Annotated in this window: 20 protein-coding genes and 1 tRNA gene; 13 read left to right on the top strand and 8 right to left on the bottom strand. The window is 49.1% G+C overall.

Features of this window, described 5'->3' with window-relative positions; translation table 11 throughout:
- The 3 genes from NG792_RS15000 to NG792_RS15010 form a co-directional block, all read right to left on the bottom strand.
- Window positions 1-1,218 (bottom strand): vWA domain-containing protein, encoded by a 1,218-nt coding sequence (locus NG792_RS15000; protein ID WP_261235907.1) that lies wholly within the window; start codon window positions 1,216-1,218, stop codon window positions 1-3.
- 294 nt (window positions 1,219-1,512) lie between these two features.
- Window positions 1,513-1,725: a hypothetical protein gene (locus tag NG792_RS15005; protein ID WP_261235908.1), complete on the bottom strand. Its 213-nt coding sequence runs from the start codon at window positions 1,723-1,725 to the stop codon at window positions 1,513-1,515.
- A 232-nt stretch (window positions 1,726-1,957) separates the two neighbouring features.
- The gene (locus tag NG792_RS15010; protein WP_254563869.1) at window positions 1,958-2,206 is read right to left on the bottom strand and encodes a hypothetical protein; all 249 of its coding nucleotides are present in this window, start codon (window positions 2,204-2,206) and stop codon (window positions 1,958-1,960) included.
- Between the two features lie 864 nt (window positions 2,207-3,070).
- On the opposite strand from NG792_RS15010, the gene NG792_RS15015 reads away from it, so the two are divergent.
- The 10 genes from NG792_RS15015 to NG792_RS15060 all read left to right on the top strand — a co-directional run bounded on the left by NG792_RS15015 (window position 3,071) and on the right by NG792_RS15060 (window position 11,645).
- Entirely contained in the window at window positions 3,071-3,412 is a 342-nt protein-coding gene (locus tag NG792_RS15015; protein ID WP_261235909.1) for a helix-turn-helix domain-containing protein, read from the top strand.
- A gap of 119 nt (window positions 3,413-3,531) precedes the next feature.
- Window positions 3,532-3,921: a helix-turn-helix transcriptional regulator gene (locus NG792_RS15020; protein WP_261235910.1), complete on the top strand. Its 390-nt coding sequence runs from the start codon at window positions 3,532-3,534 to the stop codon at window positions 3,919-3,921.
- A gap of 247 nt (window positions 3,922-4,168) precedes the next feature.
- A complete protein-coding gene (locus tag NG792_RS15025; RefSeq protein ID WP_261235911.1) occupies window positions 4,169-4,399 on the top strand; it encodes a hypothetical protein in 231 nt (76 codons plus the stop codon).
- Between the two features lie 198 nt (window positions 4,400-4,597).
- Window positions 4,598-5,776, top strand: coding sequence for an 8-amino-7-oxononanoate synthase (bioF, locus tag NG792_RS15030; RefSeq protein ID WP_261235912.1), 1,179 nt, complete (start codon window positions 4,598-4,600; stop codon window positions 5,774-5,776).
- Window positions 5,776-6,864 (top strand): tetratricopeptide repeat protein, encoded by a 1,089-nt coding sequence (locus NG792_RS15035; protein ID WP_261201315.1) that lies wholly within the window; start codon window positions 5,776-5,778, stop codon window positions 6,862-6,864. Before bioF ends, NG792_RS15035 begins: the two co-directional genes overlap by 1 nt.
- 137 nt (window positions 6,865-7,001) lie before the next feature.
- A complete protein-coding gene (locus NG792_RS15040) occupies window positions 7,002-7,868 on the top strand; it encodes a glycosyltransferase family 25 protein (RefSeq protein WP_261201316.1) in 867 nt (288 codons plus the stop codon).
- A 258-nt stretch (window positions 7,869-8,126) separates the two neighbouring features.
- Window positions 8,127-9,482, top strand: coding sequence for an S-layer homology domain-containing protein (locus tag NG792_RS15045; protein WP_261201317.1), 1,356 nt, complete (start codon window positions 8,127-8,129; stop codon window positions 9,480-9,482).
- 116 nt (window positions 9,483-9,598) lie between these two features.
- The gene (locus NG792_RS15050; protein WP_261201318.1) at window positions 9,599-10,180 is read left to right on the top strand and encodes a YdcF family protein; all 582 of its coding nucleotides are present in this window, start codon (window positions 9,599-9,601) and stop codon (window positions 10,178-10,180) included.
- 82 nt (window positions 10,181-10,262) lie between these two features.
- On the top strand, window positions 10,263-11,306 hold the full coding sequence (locus NG792_RS15055; protein WP_261201319.1) for a M42 family metallopeptidase: 1,044 nt from the start codon (window positions 10,263-10,265) through the stop codon (window positions 11,304-11,306).
- A 266-nt stretch (window positions 11,307-11,572) separates the two neighbouring features.
- Window positions 11,573-11,645 (top strand) — tRNA-Glu (locus NG792_RS15060).
- A gap of 121 nt (window positions 11,646-11,766) precedes the next feature.
- Here the strand turns inward: NG792_RS15060 and NG792_RS15065 are convergent.
- Both NG792_RS15065 and NG792_RS15070 read right to left on the bottom strand, forming a co-directional pair.
- Window positions 11,767-13,440, bottom strand: coding sequence for an ABC1 kinase family protein (locus tag NG792_RS15065; RefSeq protein ID WP_261235913.1), 1,674 nt, complete (start codon window positions 13,438-13,440; stop codon window positions 11,767-11,769).
- 222 nt (window positions 13,441-13,662) lie between these two features.
- Window positions 13,663-15,882, bottom strand: a complete 2,220-nt coding sequence (locus tag NG792_RS15070; RefSeq protein ID WP_261235914.1) for a GAF domain-containing sensor histidine kinase — start codon at window positions 15,880-15,882, stop codon at window positions 13,663-13,665.
- A 518-nt stretch (window positions 15,883-16,400) separates the two neighbouring features.
- Between NG792_RS15070 and tftA the strand changes: the two genes are divergently transcribed.
- Entirely contained in the window at window positions 16,401-17,774 is a 1,374-nt protein-coding gene (gene tftA / locus NG792_RS15075; RefSeq protein WP_261201322.1) for a hormogonium tapered terminus morphoprotein TftA, read from the top strand.
- Entirely contained in the window at window positions 17,752-19,485 is a 1,734-nt protein-coding gene (locus NG792_RS15080) for a pentapeptide repeat-containing protein (protein WP_261235915.1), read from the top strand. Before tftA ends, NG792_RS15080 begins: the two co-directional genes overlap by 23 nt.
- A gap of 21 nt (window positions 19,486-19,506) precedes the next feature.
- On the opposite strand, the gene NG792_RS15085 is transcribed toward NG792_RS15080, so the two are convergent.
- Entirely contained in the window at window positions 19,507-19,983 is a 477-nt protein-coding gene (locus NG792_RS15085) for a hypothetical protein (protein ID WP_261201324.1), read from the bottom strand.
- A gap of 72 nt (window positions 19,984-20,055) precedes the next feature.
- Between NG792_RS15085 and NG792_RS15090 the strand changes: the two genes are divergently transcribed.
- Window positions 20,056-20,718, top strand: a complete 663-nt coding sequence (locus NG792_RS15090; RefSeq protein WP_261201325.1) for a class I SAM-dependent methyltransferase — start codon at window positions 20,056-20,058, stop codon at window positions 20,716-20,718.
- A 474-nt stretch (window positions 20,719-21,192) separates the two neighbouring features.
- Here NG792_RS15090 and NG792_RS15095 read toward each other — a convergent pair whose 3' ends face one another.
- Both NG792_RS15095 and NG792_RS15100 read right to left on the bottom strand, forming a co-directional pair.
- Window positions 21,193-21,594, bottom strand: coding sequence for a DUF4087 domain-containing protein (locus NG792_RS15095; protein ID WP_261235916.1), 402 nt, complete (start codon window positions 21,592-21,594; stop codon window positions 21,193-21,195).
- 98 nt (window positions 21,595-21,692) lie between these two features.
- On the bottom strand, window positions 21,693-22,643 hold the full coding sequence (locus NG792_RS15100) for an EamA family transporter (protein ID WP_261201337.1): 951 nt from the start codon (window positions 22,641-22,643) through the stop codon (window positions 21,693-21,695).
- Window positions 22,644-22,694 lie beyond the last annotated feature (51 nt).

Genomic DNA, 22,694 nt, shown 5'->3' on the forward strand with positions numbered 1-22,694 from the left:
TTACGATTTTTGGACGTTTTCCCAAGCTCTAGTCTTGCGACCTTCATCCACTTTACCAGTTTTTTCCAGGTCGTTTTTTAATTGAGCAACTTGTTCCGCCAGTTCGCTTAACCCATCTTGTAAGGTATCTATTTCTAGTCGATCCAATAACTGCCTCGTCCGTTTGGGATCGTTTTCTCGAATCAAGCTGTTCATATTCTCCTTAATTTCCCAAAGCTTGCGGTTGTTGTCTACATCATTGTTAAGCTGTTCCGCTTCTGTGGCCGATTTAGTGTAAAGAATAGAGGCTTTCCCACTGACTTTAGATAAATTGGTAGCGGTTAACTCAACTTGCAGCAACTCACGGCTACCTAAAGATTCCCCGACACCTAATTTGGGGATTTCCACTTTGACCAGTATATCCGTTGGGGTATCGGTCCGAATCACTCCAATATTCAGCTTTCCCTTGGCTGTTTCTTCTAATGGCAAGTAATCAGGTCTGAATCGACAGAAGGCTTTGAGGGTAACTTCAGATTTGGGAGTAAACTGAATTTGGGCATCATCAATGGCGATCGCTTGGCTTGCGGTTAGCCTTTCTCTTAATTTAGGCTGTAGTTCTGATGGAGTTTCAGCATAGATAAACTCCCCTTGTCCTCGATTACCCAAATCAATCAGAAAGACGTTGTTAAAGTTACTCGCATTTCCCAAACCTACCGGATAAATTAAAATCCCTGATTTGCTCAATTCAGCAGCTTTATCCAGCAAGGCAGTCACATCACTGAGAATAGCTCCTTGAGAAGTTGTGGCATGACCATCGGTAATCAAAATTCCTACACGAACAACGCCTTTTTCCTCTGGTAAAGTCTTCTGAATCCACTCTAATGCCATATCTGTACGAGTGACGCCAGACGCTTGCAGCTTCGTGATGGCTGTATTTGCAGCATCTAAGGCTTCTGAACCACCGGCCAGAGATTTGAGCAGAGGCTGTACTTGAGTGGAGAAACTAGCCAACTCTAGGCGATCTATCTTGCGTAATTGAGCCACAACAGAACGGCAGGTTTCTTTGGCTGCTGTTAGTTTTTCCCCTTGCATGGAACTGCTAGTATCTAAGGCGATCGCCATCCTTAAGGGCAATCCTACTGTATTCGATTGGGGACGAATTTGTACCCTTAATACATGATCAGTCGATTGATTCCAAGTTTTGGCTGGTTTATTCCAGGCTAGTTCTAAATTAAACATAATTTAAGTTTCCTTTAGGTCTGATTAAGTATTTTACTGGAGCCATTTATGGTGGTTCACACAGTTATTCACGTATGTTTTTTGGAGTGCGAGCATCTTGCTCGCTATTGTTTGAGCGATCAAGATGCTCGCACTCCTTAGAATCTCTTCACCTCATGAGTCCAGGAACCGCTATATATCGATTATGAAAGCCCTCGGTGAGTTGTTGGGTCCCAAGCTATCAAAAACGGTATTTCATTCGTCAGATATAACTGGACTCTGCTTAAAAAGCTAAAGGCAATTTATCCTGCTATATTACTGATGACTGCCTCCACACTTCTTTGCCAGTGATTTAATGTTACCCACAAATTCTGGTGGCACGTTGATTATTTCCAAAATAAATTGATTTCTTTGGTCATCTACAGGAATATTTTTATCCCGATACTTAGAATTAGAAAAAATAGATTCCAGGCTATCCACAAACCTTTTTAATGAAGCGGTATCTGGAAAATTAGCTGATATGTTCATGTTCATGTATCCTTATAGTTTGAAGGTAGCGAGTCTAAATGAATTGGTCATTAAGAAATCGAACAAGATGTCAAGCCAATATGCATAGCGAAACTGATCGCCAATGACAAGCGGGCGCTTTACACAGTACCCAGGTTATAAGCCTTAGAGCTTTGTTAAAGTCCTGTAATGCTAACTATTCCTGGATGTTGGCTACGGGAGTTTACAATTTTCCTCTCGTTAGTGACGGGGTTTAATCTAAGCCAATTAGCCTCGGATCGGGAATCCCCCAAATTTCTTCTGCTGCCTCTATGGCATTATTATATGTGGGATTTTCGCAATAGGCATCATAAGCTTCGCCTGGGGGATAGGGTAGCAAGTCTTCTTCATCTTCATAGAGATCGTAATACGATTGGTCTTTTTCAACCTCTTGCGCTATATTTTCCGGCGATCGGGGTTGATGGCTGTGATTATTCCCTTGGTTTGGGTTGTTTGTATTCATTGCAGGAAATCCTTTGTCAGAAGATACGCTTAATCTCTTGGCTATACCGGGGTTTATGGGCGCGCAGTCCACATTGTTTGTGGATTCCCGCCTCCGAAAGTATGATTAGCAGTTGATCGCCTAAGTGAGCCATGAACCCAGCTATAAAACGCTGGTATCCCGTTGGCTTTCAAAAACCCCGCTCTTGGGAGTCCCTCTATTCTCTGTATTGCCTCCCAATCTTACCTAATTATTAGAAGTCAATCTTATTATTGAGTATTTGGGCGGAGTTTTCAACCTGACTTTACAAAATTTATCATTTATTCGGGTGAGTACCAACTTTTCTGATATCTATCATCAACTATCCTCTATGTCAGGGGGTGCGATCGCGAACCGACTTGATTGCACTCAGGAATAGGTGTTTGCAAAACTGAAAACCGCTTAGAGCATCTGGCGCAAAACTGAGAAACCGGATTTCTGGACCGTTGAATCTAAGACGCTACTCGGATCCTAAAACAGAATTTAGCAAATCGTTGGTGGACTTGAGGCTGTGTCAATCTTGTCTGTCAAAAAACGATGACTTAGACTATGTTACCCGATTCAGACGGGTCAATTTTCGATAAGCCACAACCTCTGTGACTGTAATTGTCCATAGCTTACTTGTCCAGAGACTTGGTTCAAGCGGGATGCGGTTGATGCCAATTGGCCTCTGGACCCACTTCCCTTTCTCAACCCTGGCGGTCCTCTGTTTGCTCTATTTAACCCCCCTGTTTTATCAAAATATCCTAAGTCAATTTGATTTTCTAATATTTGGGAAAACCCTTGAATTTTCTCTGAGGGAAATATATACTATTCATGTAGATACATGAATTTTTGATAAATTGCATGGAGTTTTCCCTTGGTCCTCGGCTGCGTGCCACCCGGCAACGACTTGGTTTAACTCAGGAACAGGTTATTGAACAGCTTAAAGACTGCTATGGTGTCACGATGAGTCAACAGGCGCTCTCTTGTATTGAACATGGCAAGCGCAAGATTGATGCGGAACGGGAATTACCGGCATTAGCAGCAGTGTATGGTCAGGCGATCGATTCGTTTTATCAGTCTTGGACTCTACCGGCAGTGGTGGAGGCTCCCTCGGTGTCTGGGGGTGATTTACAGTCTCTGACCCCGGAGGAGAAATTTCATCTGGCGATCGCCCTCCTGCATCAAGTTTTCCTCAATTCCTAGCGGTTCTGAGTGGCTCCTCCGGGGGCCATACATGATTATTGGAATTGGACATTTTTATCGGATACTACCGAGACTCTGGAGAATGTAAGACTTTCGTGTAGTTTACATGATTTTCTGATATGGCCTTCTCCCTCGGCAAGCGTCTCAAGGCTACCCGCGAGTCCCTCGGATTGACTCAAGAACAGGTGATCGAACAGCTAGAGATTCGCTATGGGGTGAGTCTCAGCCAACAAGCGATGTCCTCGATTGAAAATGGCAAGCGCAAGGTGGATGCGGAACGGGAATTACCGGCATTAGCGGCAGTTTATGGTCAGGCGATCGATTCATTCTACGATTCCTGGGCGTTGCCGGAGGGGGGGAAATCTCAGAAACGCGCGTTTGCTGCACCGGCTGTGCGATCGCCCCAGGATGTGAGAGCGATCGCCCCGGTGGATTTGGAGGCCCTCACAAAACGGGATATGTTAGAACTGGCGGCTGAACTAATTTATAATGTTTTAGAAGAACCTTAGCCCCTTTGATGAATTTATATGATATCTCTCCATTTCCAATACAGGGGAGGAGTTGGAACGTGAGGTTGTAGAGTTTCCTGATTGTACTGGAGTTATGTTAAAATAAAGGCTTAGATTAATATCGGCCATCAGTTATGGTAAAGTTAATTTTGTTTAAACCTACACTGGAGAAGTTTAATCATTAAAGGACTTTTAATGGGGCCGGAATTTACGGTTTGAATTGCTTGATAAATTGGGTAGAAAATTGATGGGAATCGAAAGGCGAATGTCTCGGGATATTTTTGCGGCTACTGAGATTGTTGAACTGAAGCAGCCTTGTTTTACGAGTACGGGTGTGTTGTATCCTGGGCTTTATCCGGTGGGACAATTACCGGATGTGGCGTTTGAAATGGGGTTGGTGGATAGAGTGTATCCGGAACGGGGGAAGGCGGGGAAGGAGGAACAGCAATCTCCGCCTGATGAGCCGGGGGAAGGTTAATGGGTTGTAGTTAATTCGGATAGATTAGACAGGAGGCAGAGCCTCCAATTGGGTATTCCTAGGCAGAGCCTAAGAACGAGGATTGGGGGCTTTTTGTGGGGGTTTGGGGAGGAGGCAGAGCCTCCAATTGGGCATTCCTAGGCAGAGCCTAAGAACGAGGATTGGTGGGGGTGTATTGTAGTTTTAATTGGATGAACTATGTCAACAAATCCTTATGGTTGGATAGAAGACTCTCTCCGGACGATTCATCGGGCGAAGTGGTATCGTTCGGTGCAAGAAATCAGGGGTTGTCCGGGTCCGGTGGTGCGGATAGATGGGCAAGAGTTGATTAATTTTGCGAGTAATGATTATCTGGGTTTGGCGGGGGATAGTCGGGTAATTTCTGCGGCGATCGCAGCGACTCAATTGTATGGGACAGGGGCGACGGGTTCGCGGTTGATTACGGGGCATCGTCCGATTCATCGGGAGTTGGAACGGGCGATCGCTGAGCTGAAACAAACAGAGGATGCAATTGTTTTTAGTTCGGGTTATTTAGCCAATTTGGGAGCAATTTCGGCTTTAGTGGGGAAACGAGATTTAATTCTGTCGGACCAATACAATCATGCGAGTTTGAAAAATGGCGCAATTCTGAGTGGGGCGACAGTTTTAGAGTATAAACATGGGGATGTGGAGGGGGTAAAATTCCTGTTAGAATCCCATAGAAAGGATTATCGGCGCTGTTTGATTTTGACCGATACAGTGTTTAGTATGGATGGGGATTTATGTCCTTTACCGGAAGTATTAGATGTAGCGGAAACTTATGGTTGTATGCTGTTAGTGGATGAGGCACATGGCACGGGGGTGTTTGGGGACCGGGGCGCGGGGGCGGTGGAATATTTGGGCTGTACGGGTCGAGGTTTGATTCAAATGGGAACCCTGAGTAAGGCATTAGGGAGTTTGGGGGGATATGTGGCAGGAACGGCGCCGTTAATTGATTTTCTGCGAAATCGGGCGGCGAGTTGGATTTATACCACGGGACTTTCCCCGGCAGATACGGCAGCCGGATTAGGGGCGATCGCCATTGTGAATCAGGAACCGCAACGACGGGCTAAATTGTGGCAAAATGTCAAATACCTTAAACAGTTGCTGGCAGAGAGTGTACCCTCGGTGGCATCCCGGTTACTGCCCTCAGAGTCCCCGATTCTGTGTTTGCAAGTCCCTGATGCTCAAACGGTTTTAGCCGTGGGAGAGGGACTCAAAGCTGCTGGGATTTTAGTAGGTGCTGTACGTCCCCCGACGGTTCCAACCAGCCGGATTCGGGTGACGGTGATGGCAACTCACGAAAAGGCTCACTGTGAGCGACTTGTTGAAGGGTTGCAGTCTCTCTTAAAATCCTGATGAACCGAACGCTAAATGCTGTTTTTCCTGCTTTGGGACTGACGATCGCCCTGATGGGAGGTCCGGTAATTTTGCCGATGTTGGCTGTACCGCAGGCAGTCGCCCAAACTCGCCCTCAAGATTTCCTGACGGAGGGGGTGCAGAAATTGGAGGCGGAAGACTACGAAGGGGCGATCGCAGATTTGACCCGGGCGATCGAGTTAGATCCCAAATTGGTGGAGGCTTATACAGCCCGGGGAATTGCTCGTCACCGCAGTGAGGACTATCGGGGGGCGGTGGAAGATTTTACGGAAGTGCTGGAAATCCAGCCTGAAAATAATCAAATTTATGGGTTACGGGCTTTAGATTATTTATACTTAAGAGAGTATCAGGCGGCGATCGCGGATTTTAATCGGGTGATTGAGGAGAATCCTAGGGATGCGGATGCTTATATGCTTAGGGCAGAGGCACAGACGGAACTGGGGCAGTTTCCGCAAGCGCTTCAAGACTATAACCGGGCGATCGAACTGGCACCAGATAACCCCACATTTTATAGAAGACGGGGGCAAAGTCTCGCCCGGAGTGGGGATTATCCTGGAAGTATTGAAGATTTTAATCGCGTCATTGAACTGGATGCCAATGATGCCCTCGCCTATGTGTTTCGGGGAAATGCTTATGACGATATCGGGGAGAGTGAAGCTGCCCTCGCCGATTACGAGAAAGCCTTGGAACTGGACCCGACTTTAGCACAAGCCTATTATAATCGAGGGATTACCCGGCGTCGCTTAGAAGATTATCGTGGGGCGATCGCCGATTATACAAAAGCGATCGAGATTAATCAAACCGATGCAAATTCCTACTTAAATCGGGGGGTGGCTTATGGGTTACTGGAAGAATTTCCCAATGCGATCGCCGACTATACCCAAGCCATTCGGTTTAATCCCAACTTAGGAGAAGCCTATTATAATCGCGGGCTGACTTACCAACGGATGGGAGACTCACAATCCGCCCGGGCGGATTTTCAACAAGCCGCGCAACTCTATCAAAGGCAAGGATTGACAGCCAAATATCAAGATGCGATCAAGGCGATAGAAAATCTCACTCGGTAATTCAAAGTTTCACAAAAGTCCGGCAAAATCCGAGGGGAAAAGTACAAAAGTCACCGGGGTATCCCAAAACATCAAACCAGGATAGAAGCATTTCGATTCCGAGGTAAACTAGAAAGGTCAACCTATTCCCAAAAGCAATGAAGGCAATCGATGGGGCGATGGAACAGCCGCCCATTTCTAATCGACTGGGCGATCGCATTGGCAAGGTTTTGATTATTGCGTACAAAGAATCCACGGATTTGCTAGAGAAGACGTTACGTGAGGAAGGGTTAACCCCGGAAGTAATGCGACAGGCAGAAAATCCCGCGATGCAGGACTTTTCCTCCAGCTATCGCTGTCTGCTCAATCATCGATCTGCCTGGGAAAAAGCCTTGAATGAACCGCAACCCACCTTAATTATAGAAGCAGATTTTGTGCCGGTGCAGGGATTTGGAGAACTGCCGTTACCCTATCCAGGCGATCGCACCGATCTGGGAATTGCGTGGCTTTATACCTGTGCCCCCCAAATTTATAGCGTTTCTCAAGAAGGTTATGCCCAGGGATTTTCTACCGCAATGGTAGCTTATATCATCACCAATCAGAGCGCTGAGTATTTAATCAAACTGGCAGAGCGAATCAAAGATGAAATAGGACCGAAAAATTACTCTGCTTGGGATTCAGAAATTGATGCATTTTTGCGCAAAAATAAATTTAACAATTACGTCCCCTTTCGCAACTATGGAGAACATGGGGGACGTCCTAATCCCGAACATCGTCAAAATCAACTCAGTTCCAGCCATCGCGCAGACGTTCTTTATGGAAAACTAGCCTTTTTACCGATGTATGCCTCCGAAGATCACGACGGGAGTTTTCCGGTGTTGGGAGTGCGACTCAAGGCGCGTCTTAAAGGCATCGGGCGTTTAGTAACGGGACGATATCTGCGGTTACCGATCCTAAAACAGTCGAGTGTTCCAGGCAGACTCCTGAGTTTTGCCATTCGCCGACACCTCACCCTGAGACTGTGAGGGGAATGGGTTAGAGTGCCGGTGAAGGAGGAGCTAAGCGGGACAAGAAACGAGGTTTCACCGTCTAGATTTGTGACAAAGAAAGCCCAAATTTTGGACAGCAACTGCGTTGGTAACCTTTACTGTACCCCAGGAGGAGAGCAATGGTCAGCAGACGGGGGGATTCTCCCCCTCAACCCGTCGCGATCGCCCCCCTGCAATTTGTGGAAACTACGTTAGGGTAAAAATAGCGTATATTTTTTCTCCTATTGAATCGTGATGTTGTTAAAACCTCTATCGGCATCCCTGACGGCGATCGCCCTGGTGATCGGATTGAGTGCCTGTGCCAACAGTCCGAATAGCCAAACCTTAGAACGGACTTTTGCTGCAGATCCGCTGCTGGAAGAGAATGGGGAAACTCCAGTGACACCGCCACCGCCTGCGGATCCCGCCTTGGAGGGAGTGGAAGGCTCCTCTGAACTTCCCCAGGATTTCCCAGACACCATCCCCTCCTATCCCAATGCAGAATTTATCCGGACGATCGCCCCGAATGAGACTCCTGAAGCCCCAAAAGTAGATGAGGGAGTTGTTACCCTCTGGCAAACTTCAGACAGTCTTGAACAAGTGCTGAACTTTTATCAACAACAGTTTAATCAGCCGAATTGGGAAATCGTACCCCAAACCAATCAAACCGAATCCCCAGCGAATTTAATCGCCCGTTACGGAATGGATTTGCTCGTGAATATTGACCTCAAACCGCCAATCGGGATGGGGGAAAATCCTCCACAGAAAGGAGAATTTCTGATTAGTTATGTTCGCGCTAATCCCACGCCAACCACGGGAGAAACCCCCGCAGATCAACCCCCCAAAACGATCGCCATTGAAGCGGCAACCCCAGTTTCTCCACCCGCCTCGGAACCCTCCACAACCTCCGCCACCCCCACTGCACTAGAAAAGGTTCCGGAACAGTTGCGACCCTATCTGCGCGACTTAGAAAAAATGGGCATTGCGATCGCCCAACCCTCCGGAAATACCAGCGCTAATGCTACCGAATCTACCGTGGATCTCAACCAAGGAATTACTCGAAAGCAATTTGCGCGATGGTTGTTAGAAGTCAATAATAAAATCTATGCCAACCAACCGGGAAAACAAGTCCGATTAGCACCTACCACCGCTAACCCAGCCTTTTCCGACGTCAGTACAAACCATCCCGATTTCCCCGTAATTCAAGGATTAGCCGAAGCCGGGATTATTCCCAGTTCATTGAGTGGGGATAGTAGCGCCACTACATTTCGTCCCGATGCCATAATCACCCGAGAACAATTGCTGTTGTGGAAAGTACCCTTAGATCGGCGCAGCAATTTACCCAGCGCATCCGTAGATGCGATTAAAGAAAGCTGGGGGTTCCAAGATGCCAGTAAAATTGACCCGAATGCGTTGCGGGCAGTCTATGCCGATTATCAGAATGGGGACCGATCGAATATTCGCCGTGCTTTTGGTTATACCACCTTATTTCAACCCAAAAAAGAGGTGACTCGGGCTGAAGCGGCTGCTGCCTTGTGGTTTTTTGGGCTACAAGGGGAAGGACTAACGGTTCCAGATGCCATGACAAATCCCAGTCCTGTAGCACCGTAAAGGCGGTAAGGGAGAGCATTTGGGGTAATATCTACCGAAAGCCCCAACGGATGAAATCGACAGGGGATAGTTCCCCTCTCCTTGAGATAGATACCGGGTCAAGGTTTAGGACAAAAGTGAGTCAACGTTTATCAGTGGGTCAAAAATTTTTGAGGTTATTCCTCACTACGGTACTGGTGATGCTGGTGGGATGGATTCCCGTGCAAATTGCGATCGCCCGCCTGTTGAACCCGCTTCCTCAAGCGATCGTGGTTTTAGAAGGACATCCCCACCGCATGAGCTTTGCCGCCCAGTTTTGGCAGCAGCAGCCCCAGTTGGATATCTGGCTGTCGGGAGTTGGGGTGGATAATCCGGGCTATCGTCAGATTTTCCAAGCAGCGGGAGTCCCCGAAGCGCAACTGCATTTTGAAGTGCGATCAACGGATACAGTGAAAAATTTTACCGATATGCGTCAGGAGTTGGTTGCCCGGGGTCTGCGCCATGTGTATTTAATCACATCGGATTATCATATTCGCCGATCCTGGGCGATCGCCTTTTTCGTGTTTGGCAGTCGCGGTATGATCATCACCCCGATTGCCGTACCTTCTGGGGGGTTGCCCTCGGAGTCCCCTAGGCGAGTTCTTCGCGACTGCTTGCGTTCAATTCTGTGGATCTTTACCCGCTATTCCGGGGCAGATCTTAATCCCAATTTGCCCTAAGTTTTCGGGCAACAAACTTGAGGAGTGACTGATCTGGATCTGTCGGAAAATAGCAGGGGAAATCTTAATTAGGTAAATAATCATGTCAGTGTTAGAGTACGATCGCTTATTCGAGACGATTGAAACCTTAGTCTTGCATCATTCGCCCAGTGGGGATGAGGGCGAAATCGATCGCTGGTTATTGAATCAATTTCAGGAGATTGGGGTGGAGGTATGGCAGGATGCGGCAGGAAATGTGATTGCCAAAACTCCGGGACGCCCGGGGGGAAAGTCCCTAGGGATTACGGGACATAAGGATGAAATTGGGGCGATCGTCAAAACCATCGAACCCACGGGACGAGTCCAAGTCCGCAAATTGGGCGGTTCGTTCCCTTGGATTTATGGGGAGGGAGTGGTGGATTTTTTAGGCGATCGCCAGGTTGTCAGTGGCATCCTCAGTTTTGGGTCCCGTCACATCTCCCACGAATCCCCCCAACAGGCATTTCAGAAAGATAAACCCCTAAATTGGGAAGATGCCTGGGTGGAAACCAAATGCACCCCGGAAGCATTAGCCGAGGCTGGGGTCCGTCCCGGTACTCGCATGGTGGTGGGCAAACATCGGAAAAAACCCTTGCGGATGGGGGATTACATCGCCAGTTACACCCTGGACAATAAAGCATCGGTGGCAATTTTGTTAGCCCTGGCGGAAACCGTGAAGAATCCCCCGGGCGATATTTATTGGGTGGCATCGGCAAAGGAAGAAGTCGGGGCAGTGGGGGCCTTGTATTTTACTAACCGTCAACGGTTGGATGCCTTAATTGCTTTAGAAATTTGTCCCGTGGCCCCGGAATATCCGATCGCCGAGGGGGAGGTTCCCGTGTTGCTGTCTCAGGATGGGTATGGGATTTACGATGAAGGGTTGAATCGGGAGATTCGGCAGGCGGCAGAACAAGAGGCAGTCGCCTTGCAACTGGCAACCATTAGCGGATTTGGCAGTGATGCCTCCATCGCCATGAAATTCGGTCATGTCGCCCGGGCTGCCTGTTTGGGCTTTCCCACCCAGAATACTCACGGCTATGAAATTGCCCATATCGGGGCGATCGCCAACTGCATTCGCATTCTCCAACGGTACTGCCTCCAGGAATAACCCCGATTAGGATGCTCAGGGATTGGAAATTCATCAGGTCCCATCCCGCGATGTAGCCTCCCCGATGGCCGCAGCAGGGCTACATCAATAATTTTTAAGCGCTTAAATCCTTGCTAGGCATGACTTTCAGCAATCCGACTAAAATTTCTAAAATTTTTTTGAAAAAGGGGTTGACAATACTAGGCTACCTGGTTAATATATAAAAGGTGCTGAGGGCAAGCGAAAAACAACCGCGAAAGACGACCTCAACAAAGCACGAAACACCTGCCCCCATCGTCTAGAGGCCTAGGACACCTCCCTTTCACGGAGGCGACGGGGATTCGAATTCCCCTGGGGGTATTATACCGCAGTTCGGCAGGATTCATAAAAAAGGCAGCTCAAAAGGAGCTGCCTTTTTTAATGCAATCAGGTTAAGTCCCCTGATTGAACCCTGGGGGAAAATCAGCGGTAATCCCTGGGATTATTCCGAGAGGTTATCCAACTTTTCCTGAACCGATAGATTGAGTAAAGAGCGCAGGAAAATCAGAAACGTGAAACCGGAGAGGGTAAAGAAGGCGATCGCCCCGCCTGGATAGGTCCCAATCCACAGCACTGCACCCGCCACCAGAAAAAAGCCACTGACGCAAGCATAAATCAAACTTTTAATCCCTAAATTCAGCCGTTTCAGGAGGCGATCGCTTTCCAAGGAACGTACGCGAAATTCCAACTCCCCCCGTTCAATCCGTTGTTCCATCCGGCGGATAATTTCCCCTTGCCTGGGTTGTTGTAATCGATATTTAACAAACTCTCGCGCCTGTTGAGTTAGGCCACTAATCAGACTGGTTTTACCTCGGGCCATTGTTACCCTGCGGATGAACGGTTTAGCACAGGCAACGGGATTATATTGAGGGTCTAAAGTCCGGGCAATTCCATCGAGGGTAGTGAGGGATTTGAGAATAAACGTCATTTGGGCCGGTAAGCGAAAGGGTTGCTGCTGAAACATCGCATACAACTCGCTTCGCAGTTCCCGTAATGCCCTAATTTCTAAGGGCTTTTCCGTGAAATTTTCTAATAAAAAGGTAATCATGCGGCGCACGGGTTTCATATCCGGAACCGGCACGACTAATCCCATCTCAATTAAGCTATTGAGAACCGCTTCTGTATCTTTTCTTAAAACGGCAAAGAAGGTGCGGATCATCTGGTCTTTGGCCAGAGACTTCATTTCCGCCATCATGCCAAAATCGTAAAAGATGATACTGCCTTCCTGATTGACTGCCATATTCCCCGGATGGGGGTCAGCCTGAAAGAATCCATCTTCTAGCAATTGTTTGAGATAGCAGCAAATTCCTAGGACATTGACTTGCTGGACATCGATGCCACAGGATTCTAAAGTTTGGCGATCGTTAATTTTGATGCCCGGTAAATATTCCATCGCTAAAACCTTACGACTCGTGTAGCGCCAATAGATTTTAGGAACGATGATATTAGAGTAATCTTTAAAATTGTCGCGGAAGCGATCGGCGTTTTTGCCTTCTTGAACGTAATCGATTTCTTGAGATAAAAAATTAACAAACTCCTGATAAATTTCTTGGAGTTCGTATTTGCGAGTCCAGGGGAAAAAGCGATTGCAAATTTTCACGAGGTCTTGCAATGCTTGAAAATCGAGTTGAAATAATTTTTCTAACCCCGGACGCTGGACCTTGATGACCACATCTTCCCCACTATGGAGGCGAGCTTTGTGGACTTGACCCAGACTTGCAGCAGCGATGGGGAATTCATCAAAATCGCGAAAGAGGGAGTAAAGGGAGTTGCCGAGTTCGGACTCAATGACGGCGATCGCCTCAAGGGAACTAAATTCCGGGACCTGATCCTGCAAGGTTGCCAATGCTTTAACGTATTCTTTGGGGAGAATATCGGCCCGGGTAGAGAGGGCCTGACCGATTTTAATAAAAGTCGGGCCTAAATCCAGGAGGGTTCCCACTAACCATTCGGCCCGCCGATAGCGGTGATGGGAGGTCTTACCAGCCACCTTGTCATCCCACCACAAATAGAACATGAACTGGGCTGCCGAGCTAAAAATATCAAGCTGACGCCCTAGCAAAGAATAGTTAGAGCGTTGCCACCGGAGTGGTTTCGGTGCCGTCTTTACCACCATTTTTCGGTCAAGCGATGTGAATTCACCCCGAACAAGCGACAAGTTCTTTACCTCAAATTGTACGATCTAGGCCATCGGATGGCGATCGCCCACCCTACTGTCTTTCATTAAAACATGAAATCGGGCCAGGGGGAGTGCCACCGAGGGGGGAAAGAGACCTAACCCCCTTCCCACCCCTCCCCTAAGAGGAGAGGGCCTTCCAAGAGGTTTCTCCCCTCACAACTAACCCAGGGCATTGTCCACCAACTGAGGTAAGGTCAGGGTAAAGCAGGTTTCCCAAGCTGTAGAGTTTTGGATGGGGGTACTGGAGACAGCAATCGAGCCATTGAGATGTTGAACCAAACATTTCACCAGGGCCAAACCTAAGCCAGTCCCGCCGATCGCCTGTTGGGTGACCCCTTGACCCCGGCGAAACTTTTCAAAAATATGAGGGAGGTCCTCGGGAGAGATGCCTGCACCCGTATTAGTTAACGTCACGATCACTTGGTTTTGTTGTAAATCAATTTGGTGAGACGCTCGTAAATAAACCGTCGTCCCGGGGTCAGAATATTTGCCCGCATTGGTGAGCAGTTCGTGCAGGATCCGCTCAAAACTTTCGGCGTCCGTGTTGAGTTTAAAAAATTTCTTACCAAGGGCTTTGGGGGCGCGTTTAGGCAAGTCCAAGGTGAGATTTAATCCCTTTTCCTCAAATTTGTCCTGAAACGAGTTAGCAATTTCGGTGAGGACGAGTTTCAGGTCCAGGTTTTGGACATGAATGGTGGCTTGATTGGACTCATACTCCTGAAGTTTGAGCAAATCGCGGACTAAATTGCTTTCTCTGCGCCATTCGGACTCTAGGATATCCAGATAGCGGGTTTGGCGATCGGGAGTAATTCCCGGTTGCCGCAACATCTGGATTGCCACCTTCATGCTAGTGAGGGGGGTATTGAGTTCGTGGGAGAGAGTGGTGAGGAATTCATCCTTGAGTTGGTTTAATTGGCGCAGTTGGTCAATTTGCTGACGGGTTTTTTCGTAGAGTTTGGCTTGAACGTCCAAAGAGCGCTGTAATTGAGCCGTGCGTTCTTCGACCAATGCCTGAACTTGCTGCATAGTTTGTCGGTGGAGGATAGCGGTGCTCAATTGGGCCGCTACTAATTCGACGAGACGGAGTTCCTCCACTTGCCACTGACGGGGTGTACTGTGTTCTAGGACAAGAAAGCCCAAAACCTTGCCTGGGCCGGATCCGGCACTGGTAATCCCGACCAAGGGAAAGGTGAGGAGGGCTGGCATAGATTCGGGAGAGAAGATCGGGGAGGTGCCGATCTCAGGATTGAGGGCGAGGAGGGTACGGCGATCGGCGATCGCCAAGGAACTGGGGGCGGCTAAAAAGGCTTGCTGACACCAGTAACATTCGGACAACCAAAACGAGCGATCGCATGGGGGACCGGAGGACTGGCCCTCTCCAAGGGGGGTGAAAGACTCCAAATCCTCTTGGGCGTGGGGGATACTGTCAGAGACAACCGTTACTTTGGCTTTAGGAATGCGTGAGGCTGCCGAATCCGGGGGCCGTTCGGAATCACCCTCTCGGGAAGCGGGGATCCGGTTGCTGGGCTGGACGCCCGGTTTAAACAGGGGGTCGGCATATTTTAAGAGCAGAATGCGACCGCGATCGGCTTGCAACGTTTCAGCCAGACTAGGGATTGCCATCTGAAGTATTCGTTCAATATCGGCCCCGCGATGAATTGCGATCGTGAGCTCGTGGATCAGGGTTTGATATTTTTCTTTTTGGCGAACCTGTTGTTCTAAGGATCCGACTGCCTGAGTCTGAAGGACCTGATTGAAGGCGATCGCCACTTGTTCGGACAGGGCCGTTAGGTTCATCATTTCCATTGAGGTCCAATATGACCCCTGGGATTGCTGCAAATTTTCCACCCGGGTCCTCCCATCTGAGGGCTTCTTTCGTTCCAACCCGACTCGAAGACATCCACGCATCACAATAATGGCTCCGTTAATCTCTCCCTGGAATCGGGTGGTGATGCCCAAGACTCTCCGTACTGGCACCCCCCACCCGGCCTCACCCCCGAAGACCTCTGTCCATGCCCTCTGGGTATCAGAAATCGCCACCAGGTTTGCACCGGCCAGGATTTCTAACCAATTTACTCCTTGCAGAGTTGCCAATTCCTCGGGCAAGAATGGGGCATTTGGGCCTGGGGATTGCCAAATGTGGGTCTGTAGACCTGGGTCTTGGGGGTCTCGAACCACCATCACACAACAATCGGCGGGGAATAAAGAGCCAACCCACTCCAGAATGCCGCGCAACACGCTCCCGGTCTCGGTTTGCGTCAGGAGGATTTGGGCAATTTGTCTCCCTAAATCAGCGCGGTGGAACTCTTGCATGAATCGAGCCGGGGATTCGGGCCTCAGAACGGGTGAACTCAGGTGTATAGTAAAAGACTCAGCCATGTTTGCAATACTTTTCCTCGTGACGAGATCTAACAGGGACAGGTTGAGTCGGTTAGGGGCAGTAATTTTCCGGGGCCTTGTGGCCGGGAAGGGTGCATTGAGATCCGGTCTTCGGGATCGTTCATGCACTTGATCCACTGCCTCTTGAGTCTCTCAACTGTTCCTCGCTTTATCTGCAAACCGAGCTGCCATTTTATCCACCAATGATAGACCGACTCTGCTGATCCCAAGCGGATCAGGATGTTTTCTACGACACCCCCTGTGGGGCTGAGTCCTTTTGATCCAGGTTACACCCTGGGGAACCCCTATGGCATCCGTGATTTCTCTGCAATTTATCATTTGAGTCTGAATGCTACTGTTACCACAAATCCGGCGGCAGAGGGCTGGAGATAGCTTTTTAAGGAACTCCCTCCCGAAAAACCCAATATTAACTTGCTTTGATAGTGCTAGTATCACCGATTGGTTACCGGAGTTGATGAAGATAGATGGAAACAGGTGCACAGGATTAAATTAGAAATATGGGCAGAATTTTTATTTCAGCCGGTCACGGGGGTTATGAGAATGGCGCACTCGATCCTGGGGTGATCGCCGGGGGAACGACGGAAGCGCAGGAAATGATTCTCCTGCGGGATTTAATTGTGGCGGAGTTGCGATCGCGCCCAGGGGTAGAAGTCTTAACGGTTCCCGATAACCTGAGCATGAGTCAGTCTATCTCCTGGATTAACAGCCGCGCTCGGTCTTCTGATGTGGCCCTGGAAATCCAGGCCAATGCCTTTGCTAACCCGACGGGCCGTGGAGCCAGCGTCTACTACATTGCCAACAATGACCAACGTAAGCAAAATGCCGAACAACTGCTGCTAAGTTTACTCCGGCGGGTTCCCCAACTTCCGAATCGGGGAGTGAAACCGGATACGGCAACGACTCTGGGCAATTTACCGTTCAATCGCTGGGTGATTACCCCCTCTTTGCTGATGGAGGTTTGCTTTCTCACCAACCCCGAGGACCGCTCTTTACTCCAAAATCGTCGTCGAGACTTTGCAGTCGGCATTGCTGAAGGGCTAGTAGCTTGGGCTGCCGGGACCCCGCTTCCTGAGCCTTTGCCTCCAGGGACTTCCACCCCGGTGCCACCGACTTATCCCCCGATTAGTATCAATATTAATGGGCAGATCTATGGCGAGCAGGGGGTGATTATTAATGGGAATGCTTATATTCCCATTGATGTTGCGGATAGTTTTAAAGTGAACCTGTCCACTAATGCAACCATTCGGCGGGTAACCTATCGCAATATTGTATATGTCCGGGCGATTGAGTTGCGGGAACATGATATTTCGGTGTCGTGGGATGGGGGAACGCGCACGGTGCTGTTGCGCTCAATTTTACAAATTTGTCCGGGCTATCTCGATCGCATTATGGGACATGGCAACACCTCAGAAGTGCAACTGATTGTCTTTCTCAAAGGCAACAATCCCCAGGCGATCGTCCAGTTCCCAGACCTTCCTAAACTCTATCGGGAAGAAGCGGCGATCGAAGGCATCAATTACGATATCGCCTTCTGTCAAATGTGTTTGGAAACGAACTTTCTGCGCTTTAATGGGGAAATCCAACCTACCCAAAACAATTTTGCGGGATTGGGTTCCCTGGGTGGGGGCAATACTGCCGCTTCTTTCCCCAGCGCTCGGATTGGGGTCCGCGCCCATATCCAACATTTGAAAGCTTACGCGAGTATTGAACCCCTGGTCATGGAACAGGTTGATCCGCGCTTTCGCTTTGTGGCCCGTGGCATCGCCCCTTTACTGGCACAACTCAGTGGTCGCTGGGCCGCCGATCTCCAGTATGGTCAGAAAATTTTGGCCCTGTTGCGACGACTGTATGAATCGTCGGGTTTGTTGTAAGCCCACTCCAAACCCTCAACTCTACACCCCCTCGGATGAGAGTAACCGGGCCATTCCCAACCCGACTCTCATCCGTGCACGCCCTATCCCCGTCTACAAATCAGGACTGATCCTCAACATTTCCTTCAAAACAATTCATAATGAGAACGAAGAAGGGAGACTGGCTGCTATGGGGGATAAAATCAGCTTAAAAGATGTCATACACTTTTATGCAGAGGGGCGTAGAAACTTTAGAAATGCGGATTTTAGTGGCTTAGAATTCAAGCGGATTAATCTTCAAGAAGCGGATCTTCAGGGGGCCTATATTCGCTGGGGGGAACTCCAAGGGGCGAATCTCAAAGGAGCCAATTTGTCTTGGGCGGACCTCCAAAAAGCGAACCTGTCTGATGCAGTTTTGCACCAAGCCAACCTGAAAGAGGCGAATCTGAAAGGGGCTTGTTTACAATGGGCGGACTTGAGTGAAGCCAATCTTCAAGGGGCGACGGTGATTAAGGGAAATCTCTCGTTTGCCAATCTCCGCGATGCTTGTCTGCGTTTGGCAAAGTTTCAAGATGCCAATCTGGACAAGGCGAACCTAAATGGGGTGGATTTGCGGGTGGCAATGCTCCAGGATGCGGATTTATCCGATTCCGATATTCAACGGGGGAAGCTGCAAGAAGCTAACCTCACCCGGGCGAATCTGACGGGGGCGAATCTGGAAGGGGCTAATTTCCAAGGGGCGACCCTGGAACAGGCGAACCTGATGGGGGCCAATTTGACCAGGGCCAATCTCAACCAAGCTTCTCTGCAACGGGCTAATTTGACCGATGCTAAGTTGTTTGGCAGCAATTTCGAGGGGGCAAATCTGAGCGAGGCTAAATTACCGGCGATCGAGAATATGCTGGGTGTTTCTTTTAAGGGGGCCAACTTGAAAGGGGCCAGGTTGCCGAATGGGGATAGCTTACAACAAGTGGTGCTGCCGAATGGTTCGCTTCCTGACTCTCGGCAACCGGCACAGATTGCCCCGATTTCCCCGGTTGAACCGAGGACGACTCAAACGAAACAAGATTTACTGGATATTGCTAATGGTTACTCGACTACCTCGCGCTTATCTTCATCCGGGGGTCCCGTTGGGGGTTCCCCGGAAGGATTGCCTTCTCCAGAGGCAAGGCGATCGCCTCTAAAATCCCCAGAGGCTGAGTTCCCTCCGACTCCCGACCCCTTACCTGTGCTAATTCCTCCCTTACCACCGGAAAATGGCAAGGGTTTGCACTCGCCGGGTCCGGGGATTCTGTCCCAGTCAGAAGAGGGGATCCCCCTGGTGAAGCACAGGTATCTTTACAGCCCGAGTATCGCCATTTTTCATCGGCGCGGTCCTGGGGAATTCCGGCAAAATCTCCTCGCTGCATACAAGGGCTGTTGTGCTGTGACGGGGTGCAATGCCGAACCTGTTTTAGAAGCGGTTTACCTGAAATATCAGGACCGCAATCCTTCCACCCATCCGTCTTCGGGGTTACTGTTGCGATCGGATCTTCATACGCTGTTTGACTTGCATTTGCTGGTGATCGAACCCAAATCTCTGAGGGTGCTGTTTTCTCCCGAAGTCCGGGAAACCAGTTATGCTGAATACCACGGCAAACGCCTGCGGGAGGCGATCGCCCCGGAATTTCAACCGGACCCGCTCAAGCTGCAATTCCACTGGGATTTATGCCAATGGATCCACAATTTATAGGCAGTTTACATCGGCGTTTTTTTACATATAACCTGGGGGCTTAATCAAATAAGTCGCCCAAGTTTGGTGCTTTGCTTCATCGGTGCCAAGGGGTTTGGCAATCCGCCAGGTTTTCCCTTCTGCCTGCCGTTGCAAATAGAGGTCAAAGTTATTTTTGCGATCGGTGACTCGTTTTTCGGGGAGTTGGATGGTCAGGTTATAAGTGCCTTGGACATGGTAAGCCAGCAGTCCATCAATTTTCAAAGGGTCTTGTTCCCAAATCTCCACGCGATTCACTTCATACTTAGGCAGGGGTTCCCCTGATTGCCCATGCTGAGTCAGATGCTGGCGCAGTTCGGCTTTGTTTTGACTCAGTTCCAAGGCGATCGCCTCTTGCACTACTTCTCGTGTCGGCTGAAATCCGGTGATACTTAAATTAATGCTACAGCCACTCAATAACCCGATTAAAAGGGTCAGGGCGATCGCTCTCAACATTGCTTTAATGTGGATGCCACTCATGTTAACCTCCCCTTTTAGTCTCTACTATAGATCTATTCCTGTTATTACACTCCATCCTTAACCCCTGTAACCATGACCAAAAAAACCTTGGGATTAGACGATCGCCTCCACTCCTATTTCCTATCGATTTCTGGGCGCGAATCGGATATTCTACGCTCTTTACGAGAGGAAACCGCCGCTCATCCCCGTTCGCAAATGCAAATTGCACCGGAACAAGGTCAATTTATGGCCCTGTTGGTGCAATTACTGGGAGCCACTAAAACCCTAGAAGTCGGGGTTTTTACGGGCTACAGCAGCTTGGCGGTGGCTTTGGCTCTCCCGCCACAGGGTAAAATTGTCGCTTGCGATATTAGCGCAGATTATACGGCAGTGGCACGCCCCTATTGGCAGGCCGCAGGTGTGGCGGATAAAATTGATTTGCGCATCGCCCCGGCATTGGAGACTCTCGATCGCCTCCTTGAATCTGGAGAGGCGGGTACTTTTGATTTTGCCTTTATTGATGCGGATAAGGAAAACTATGACAACTATTACGAACGCGCTGTGCAACTGGTTCGGGTTGGCGGGTTAATTGCTATTGATAATGTTTTGTGGGGGGGTAGTGTCGCGGACCCAACGGTTCAGGATGCCAGTACGGAAGCGATTCGAGCCTTAAATGCTAAGTTAGTCCAGGATGAACGGATCTCGTTGAGTGTGGTGCCGATCGCCGATGGACTGACCCTGGCCCTTAAGCGGTAGGGGCGATCGCCCGTTTTCTTGGGTGAAAACGGGTCAAGGCGCCAAAAAAGAGGGAAATTATTTTTTCGTCAACCTTGACAATTTTTGATATTATTATACAATGGAAATTTGCGTGAAATTACTATCTTTAAGGTAGTTCTTCCTTATCAATTTTATCTTATCACAAAAAAAACGAACCGTCTAGGGGGTTGAGAAAAAAAGTCGCGATTTTTTGGTTAGAATTCGGACTTCCCAACCTTGACAATTTTTGATCTTATTATACAATGGGAATTTACGTGAAATTATTATCTTTAAGATAGTTCTTCCTTATCAATTTTATCTTATCACAAAAAAAACGAATCGTCTAGGGGGTTGAGAAAAAAAAGTCGCGGATTGCCTCTGGACACCGATGCCTCAAAGTTTGCTTTTTCTAGGGATGCGATCGCGGTTGTGGATGCTGTCCAATCAGGTGTGATGGCAAGAGATCGAGAAATGTTAGCGCCGAACGGCGGGTAAATCTGGGTCAGTGCTGCAAACGCTCAACTCTAGGGCTTCACCACCTTCAATCCGAACAATTCTTTGACGCTCGCTATCGGTGACTACTTCTAAACAGGCGCAACCGTATCCATAATAACCGTTAGTCCTAACAAATTGTTCGGCACTGAGGCCCTCGGGAATATTTTCCATCCCTTGTGCTTGATATCCACCCTGCGCTCCAATAGTCCAGCTTGCATCTTTATCGGTTAACCACCAGTTTGCGGGGGTGGGATTGTGCAGCCAACCACATCGGAGTTCAGTTGCCTGGGCAGGAAGGGTGGTGGAAATTAACGCAAGGGTAACCCATCCAATTTTTTGCATAGTTGTGAGATTTGGCAGCCAATTTACAATATATTGCAAAATAGTTCTTCCTTATCAATTTTATCTTATCACAAAAAAAACGAACCGTCTAGGGGGTTGAGAAAAAAAAGTCGCGTTTTTGGGGAATGTTGGTGAGCTTAGCGCCAGAGGAATAAGAGGGCGATTCCAAAAAGAGAGACAACGGCGCCAAGAATGGCGCGAATGCTGACGAATTCCCCCAGGGCGATCGCCAGGGGTAAAACAAAGATTGGACTGGTGGCGCTGAGAGTCTGGGCGATGCCTGCGGGAGCAAATTTTAGGGAAATCTGCTGTAACCAAATCCCGAGATAGGTGCTAAAAAAAGCAGTGACGAACACGATCGCGAATAGACGTTGAGACCCTAATCCCGAGAGGACTTGGCGACCCTGTTTCCATAACATCCACAGGAGCAAGAGGGAGACTCCCGCCAATAAGCGGATCAAGGTACTCCATAAGGGGTCGATCGCCGTTTGTGCGAGGGCAGCACGAGAGAGGACCGCCCCCACTGCCTGAGCAAGGGCCGCCAGTAATCCCAAAGTGAGTCCAGGGAGCAAGCGGGTGGTGCTGTTGGTCCCGGAAACCCGTTCGGCAATTGTCCAAGCAACGCCAATAATGGTGATCAGCATCCCACCCCAGGCGATCAGGGTGAGTTGTTCCCTTAAAAAGAGGATGGCGAGTAAGGCAGTGAAGGGGGGTGCCAAGGTGTGAATTAAGAGAGTGCGCCTTGCGCCGAGTTGATTGAGGGCGGCAAAATACACGGTATCCCCGAAGCTAATGCCGATTGCACCACTGAGGAACAGCAGGAACAGGGGGAAGGCGAATTGGTTGAGGGTAGTGAAGGGAGAGGAAAGCGGGGGGAGGAAGGTGGGGGAATCCAGTGCAGGGAGTAGGAAGTCGCGCAGGAGGAGGGTGAGTACCAGCAGGGCGATCGCCACGAGTCCTTTAGTTAAATTGAGCAGCATCGGCGGAATTTTTTGTCCGAGGTAACCGTAAACCACGGAAACAACTGCCCATAATAATGCCGCACTCATGGCGGCGAGTTCACCTTTAAATTCGGCGATCGCATTCATTCGGAACAAAGGGGTAAATTAGCGTTCTATTTATAGTATCAGGTTTAGGCG

Origin of the sequence: Laspinema olomoucense D3b (genome assembly GCF_025370785.1) — a bacterium.
Lineage (GTDB): Bacteria > Cyanobacteriota > Cyanobacteriia > Cyanobacteriales > Laspinemataceae > Laspinema > Laspinema olomoucense.